This is a genomic window from Streptomyces sp. SID3343 (genome assembly GCF_009865215.1).
GTDB lineage: Bacteria > Actinomycetota > Actinomycetes > Streptomycetales > Streptomycetaceae > Embleya.
This window is the reverse complement of record NZ_WWJX01000694.1, coordinates 1-5,500: the sequence shown is the minus strand read 5'-3', so window position 1 is coordinate 5,500 and position 5,500 is coordinate 1. Positions and strand designations below refer to the sequence as shown.

Annotated in this window: 5 protein-coding genes and 1 pseudogene; 5 read left to right on the top strand and 1 reads right to left on the bottom strand. The window is 71.8% G+C overall.

The annotated features are described in order from the left end of the window. The 5 genes and pseudogenes from GT354_RS21335 to GT354_RS21315 all read left to right on the top strand — a co-directional run. On the top strand, positions 1-969 hold a 969-nt coding region (locus GT354_RS21335; RefSeq protein WP_161357950.1), incomplete at its 5' end, for a MiaB/RimO family radical SAM methylthiotransferase. Then, positions 966-1,640, top strand: a complete 675-nt coding sequence (gene pgsA / locus GT354_RS21330) for a CDP-diacylglycerol--glycerol-3-phosphate 3-phosphatidyltransferase (protein ID WP_161357949.1) — start codon at positions 966-968, stop codon at positions 1,638-1,640. The genes GT354_RS21335 and pgsA, both read left to right, overlap by 4 nt. Positions 1,641-1,693: 53 nt before the next feature. Further along, a complete protein-coding gene (locus tag GT354_RS21325) occupies positions 1,694-2,989 on the top strand; it encodes a CinA family nicotinamide mononucleotide deamidase-related protein (RefSeq protein WP_202512129.1) in 1,296 nt (431 codons plus the stop codon). 241 nt (positions 2,990-3,230) lie between these two features. Then, positions 3,231-3,470: pseudogene (locus GT354_RS55840) on the top strand (helix-turn-helix transcriptional regulator); the annotation flags it as partial. 320 nt (positions 3,471-3,790) lie between these two features. Beyond that, positions 3,791-4,264 carry a DNA starvation/stationary phase protection protein gene (locus GT354_RS21315; RefSeq protein ID WP_161357947.1) on the top strand — a complete coding sequence of 158 codons (474 nt, stop codon included), beginning with the start codon at positions 3,791-3,793 and terminating at the stop codon, positions 4,262-4,264. A gap of 168 nt (positions 4,265-4,432) precedes the next feature. Here GT354_RS21315 and GT354_RS21310 read toward each other — a convergent pair whose 3' ends face one another. After that, positions 4,433-5,230: an SDR family NAD(P)-dependent oxidoreductase gene (locus tag GT354_RS21310; protein ID WP_161357951.1), complete on the bottom strand. Its 798-nt coding sequence runs from the start codon at positions 5,228-5,230 to the stop codon at positions 4,433-4,435. Positions 5,231-5,500 lie beyond the last annotated feature (270 nt).

Genomic DNA, 5,500 nt, shown 5'->3' with positions numbered 1-5,500 from the left:
GGCGTCGCGCCCGCCTCCGGGCCGCGCGCGCTGCGCCGCCGGCTGGGCAAGGGCCCCGTCGCCTCGCTCAAACTCGCGTCCGGCTGCGACCGCCGCTGTTCGTTCTGCGCGATCCCCTCCTTCCGCGGCTCGTTCCTGTCCCGTCGCCCCTCCGACGTGATCGCCGAGGCGCGCTGGCTCGCCGAGCAGGGCGTCCGCGAAATCGTCCTGGTCAGCGAGAACTCCACGTCCTACGGCAAGGACCTGGGCGACCTGCGCCTGCTGGAGACACTGCTGCCCGAGCTCGCCGCGGTCGAGGGCATCGAGCGGGTGCGGGTCAACTACCTCCAGCCCGCCGAGATGCGCCCGACCCTGGTCGACGTGCTCACCGGCACCCCGGGCGTGGCGCCCTACTTCGATCTGTCCTTCCAGCACGCCTCCGAGCCCGTACTGCGGCGCATGCGCCGGTTCGGCTCGCGCGAGGCGTTCACCGCGCTGTTGGAACAGGCCCGCGCCAAGGCCCCCGAGGCCGGCGCCCGGTCGAACTTCATCGTCGGCTTCCCCGGCGAGACCGAGGCCGACGTGGCCGAGCTGGAGCGCTTCCTGATCGAGGCCCGCCTCGACGCGATCGGCGTGTTCGGCTACTCCGACGAGGACGGCACCGAAGCGGCCGGCTACGAAGGCAAACTCGACGCCGACGTCGTCGCCGAACGCGTGGAGCGCCTCTCGCGCCTCGCCGAGGAACTCGTCGCCCAGCGCGCCGAGGACCGGATCGGCACCGAGGCCGTGGTCCTGATCGAGGAACTCCTGGACGACGACACGGCCGAGGGGCACGCCTCCCACCAGGCCCCCGAGACCGACGGCTCCACCACGGTGCTCGGACAGGGCCTGCGGGTCGGCGACCTGATCCGGGTGCGGATCGTCGGCAGCGAGGGCGCCGACCTGACCGCGGAGGCGATCGACGTGGTCGTGCCCGGGGGCGATCGGTGACGGCCGAACCGGCACCCCCGCGCCGGCGACCGACCGAGGCCGTTCGGGCCGCCGCCGCCAACCACCCGCCGAAGCCCGACCGACTCGGCGACCCCACCACGTCCGTGAGCGCCTGGAACGCGGCCAACGCGCTCACCATGATGCGTGTGGCCCTGGTGCCGGTCTTCGTCGTCCTGCTGCTCCAGGACGGCGGCCACGACCCCAAATGGCGCGCATGGGCCTGGGCGGCCTTCACCGTGGCCAGCATCAGCGACCTGTTCGACGGCAAGCTCGCGCGCATGCACAACCTCGTCACCGACTTCGGCAAACTCGTCGACCCGATCGCCGACAAGGCCCTGATGGGCGCCGCCCTGATCAGCCTGTCCGCGCTCGGCGACCTGCCGTGGTGGGTGACCCTGCTCGTGCTCGTGCGCGAGATCGGCATCACGCTCCTGCGCTTTTGGGTGATCCGCCACGGCGTGATCCCCGCCAGTCGCGGCGGCAAGGCCAAGACCATGCTCCAGGGCGTCGCGATCGGGATGTACACGCTGGTGATGACCGGCCCGTTGGCGAGCTCACGGGCCTGGATCATGGCGGCCGCGGTGATCATCACCGTGATCACCGGACTCGACTACGTGGTCAAGGCCATCCGGTTGCGCCGCGGCGACCCGATATCCGCCGAGCCGAGCTGACGCCGGGCGGACACGAGAGGGCGGACGCGGGCGTCGGGGGAGCGGAGCGGACGATGGGGGTCAACATCATGCGGGAACTGAACGTCGAACTGGTCGCGGTCGGCGACGAACTGCTCGTCGGCGACGTGGTGAACACCAACGCGGTCACCCTCGGGCGCCGACTCACCGCCGCCGGCCTGCGCGTCGGCGGAGTATCCACGGTCGGCGACGGCCTCGACGCGATGACCGACGTCCTGGCCCAGGCCGTCCGCCGCGCCGACGCGGTGATCGTCTGCGGCGGACTCGGCCCCACCTCCGACGACCGAACCCGCGAAGCCGTCGCCGCGGTCGCCGGCGTCGCACTGCGCCGCGACCCGGCCGTCGAGGAGTGGCTGCGGGCCCGCTACACGGGCATGAACCGCACGCTCACCGCACTGGGCCTGCAACAGGCCGACGTACCCGAGGGCGGCCGCAGCCTGCCCAACGCCAACGGCAGCGCCCCCGGCGTGTGCGTCGAGACCGGCGACGTCGTCGTCTACGCGATCCCCGGCCCGCCGCACGAGATGATCGCGATGACCGAACAGCAGGTCCTGCCGGACCTGCTGCGCCGCGCCGGCTCGCCGCCGGCTCGGGCCAGGCGTCAACTGCTCACCGCCTCGGTCGGCGAGGGCGTGGTGGCCGCGATGCTGGAACCGCTGGAGAAGCAACTCTCGACGGCCGGCGGCGCGGTCGAGGTCGCCTACCTCGCCACTGCCGGACAGACCAGGGTCAAGCTCACCGCGACCGCCCCCGGCGGCGACGTCGCCGTGAACGCCGCCGCGACCCGGGCCCGAGAGCTCCTCGGCGACTGCGTCTACGGCGAGGCCGACGACACGCTCGCGAGCGTCGTCCAAGCCCTCCTGATCGGCCGCGACGCCACCGTGGCCGTCGCCGAGTCGCTCACCGGCGGCCTGCTGGCGGGCGCCTTGACCGAGGTACCCGGCGCGTCCGCGGTCGTGCGCGGCTCGGTCACCGCGTACGCCACCGACCTCAAGGCCGGCGTGCTCGGCGTGGACACCGACCTGCTCGCCGCCGAGGGCGCCGTTCACCCGCAGGTGGCCGCCCGGATGGCCGAGGGTGTGCGCCGGATGATGTCGGGTACGTACGGGGTGGCCACCACGGGGGTCGCGGGACCCGACCCCCAGGACGGCAAGCCGGTGGGCACCGTATACATCGCGGTCGCGGGCCCGGAGGGAACAACGGTGCTTTCGCTGCTGTTCTCGGGCAGCCGGGCCAGAATCCGGGAGATGACCGTCGTTCGCGCACTGGACCTGCTCCGGCGCGTGGTCGCGGGGCTGCCGGCCGAGCAGGACCCCGCGTGCACGGGGTGAACCGGACCGACGGGCAGTCGGGCATCCGGTTGTCGAAAACGCAGGAGTGACGCGGAAGGCTGTGGATCAACGTGCTGCGCATCAGGTCGGAGGCCGACCGGAACCCCTATGGACCCTGGACCCCCCTGCCGTCAAGGTTCCACGCCCTGAGTGAACAGGACCGTAAGGCGGGCACACCGGCGCGGTCGGCCAGGTACGGTGGGGCTGTGACCCCCCGAGCCGCCCTAGGAGGGAGCGACCGATGATCCTGCTCCGTCGCCTGCTGGGTGACGTGCTGCGGCGCCAGCGCCAGCGTCAGGGTCGCACCCTGCGCGAGGTGTCGTCCTCAGCCCGGGTATCCCTTGGCTACCTGTCCGAGGTCGAGCGCGGCCAGAAAGAGGCGTCCTCCGAACTGCTCGCCGCGATCTGCGACGCGCTGGACGTGCGGATGTCCGTACTGATGCGTGAGGTCAGCGACGAGCTGGCCCTCGCCGAACTCGCCTCGGCCGAAGCGATGCGTCCGGTTCTGGAACCGGTAGGCGCCGGCTTCACGCCGAACGAGCGCGCCGCCACGGAACGCCAGAACAACGACCGTGCGTCGGGCCCAGGCCCGATTTCCGCCGAGAACTCCGTGAGCGTGGTGGTGGCGGCCTGACGCCGATCCCGGATGTGGCGTGGGCCACTCGGGAGAATCGATCGGCCGATTCGGGGCAGTTGATGTGGGGTGCGCCGGACTTTCGAGTCCGTCGGGTTCGTCGAATCCGTCGGGTTCGCAAACCCCGATACCGCGCACCGGCATCAACCCCGAGGAGTCGAAGCACCATGGTCGTCGTCAAGAGCCCCCTGTCCGACGAGGCGCGCAAGATCACCGGCGAGGCACTGCAGGGTGCCCTCGTCGATCTCATAGACCTCTCGCTCGTCGCCAAGCAGGCCCACTGGAATGTGGTGGGCCCGCGCTTTCGGACCGTCCACCTCCAGCTCGACGAGGTGGTCACCGCCGCGCGTACCTTCGCCGACACGGTAGCCGAGCGCGCGTCCGCCATCGGCTACAACCCCGACGGCCGCGCCGCGAGCATCACCTCCGGCAGCGGCGTCCCGCAGCCCGACTCCGGCTGGATCAAGGACGTCGACGTCATCGGCTACTTCGTCGGGGTGTACGGCGCGGTGATCGAGCGCATGCGCGAGCGCATCGCGGTGACCGAGGAGCAGGACGCGGTCACCCAGGACCTGTTCATCACGATCTCCGCGGACCTGGAGAAAATGAGCTGGATGTTCCAGGCCGAGAACCAGTCCTGAGCCGCGCATACGCGCCCACCACCGCCCCGCGTCGAGTCCTTCGGCGCGGGGCGGTGGCATGTACCGAGCACGCCTGGGGACTCTCCCGCGACTCGTTCTTCGCCTTCGGGCCCGAGGGCCCCAGGAGGCGGAAAAGCAGGCCTCGCGGCGCTCAGGACGGCGGGCGGCCTACCACGGCATCGCGATGCCGCCGTTGGGGCGCAGGATCTGGCCCGTGACGAACTTGGCGGCGTCGGAGGCGAGGTAGGCCACCGCGTACGAGATGTCCGTGGGCTCGCCGACCGTGCGCAGCGGGGCCGCCTTGGCCATCGGCGCGGCGACGGCGGCCTTGCGGGCCGCGTCCTCGTTGCCGTCCTCGTCGGTCCAGTGTCGGCCGGTCATGCCGGTGACGATCCAGCCGGGCGCGACCGCGTTGACCCGGACGCCGGTGGGGCCGACCTCGGTCGCGAGGGTCTTGGTCAACTGGACCACGGCGGCCTTGGCCGCGCCGTAACAGAGCAGCCCCGAGGTGGCGGTGTCCACCGCGCCGGAGGCCATGTTGACGATGCTGCCCGACCCCTGCGCCGTCATCACTCGCGCGGCGGCGCGGCAGCCGAAGAACACACCCTTGAAGTTGATCGCGAGGACACGGTCGAGGTCGGCTTCCTCGGTCTCCATCACCGTGCTCAGGTGCATGATTCCGGCGATGTTGGCGAGTATGTCGAGCCGGCCGTGCGCGGTGACGGCGTCGTTGATCAGCGCGTCCACCTGCTCCGCGCTGGAGGTGTCCACGGCCTGCGCGGTCGCGGCGCCGCCGGCGGCGACGATCGTTTTCGCGGTCTCCTGGGCCCCCGCCGCGTTGAGGTCGGCGCACACGACGGTTGCGCCGAGTTCGGCCAACACCTCGGCGCTGGAGCGGCCGATGCCCGAGGCCGCGCCGGTGACGACGGCGACTCGGCCGGTCAGATCGAGGGCTTCACGAAACACGGATGGCCTCCCGGCGTTGATCGTGTACGGCGGGCCGACCGTACGAGCCATCTGACGAACAGTCAATAAGTGCGTGAGGCAACGAGATCGGCGTCACCGCAGGCGTTCCTGCGCGTGACACCAGCGGTGGGTGGCGCCGCCGACGGGGAACACGCCGCCCGCGGCGAGGCCGTCGCACGCGTTCGTGGGGAGCGTGCCGAGCAGCGGCGCGGGCGCGGGCGCGAGTGTGCGGGGCGCGCGCGGCGATTTGGCGCCGGAGGTCGTGGTGCG

Bases quoted from the DNA above. Each gene is read 5' to 3' on its own strand.
- GT354_RS21325 (WP_202512129.1), top strand. From the start codon at position 1,694: ATGGGGGTCAACATCATGCGGGAACTGAACGTCGAACTGGTCGCGGTC.
- GT354_RS21315 (WP_161357947.1), top strand. From the start codon at position 3,791: ATGGTCGTCGTCAAGAGCCCCCTGTCCGACGAGGCGCGCAAGATCACC.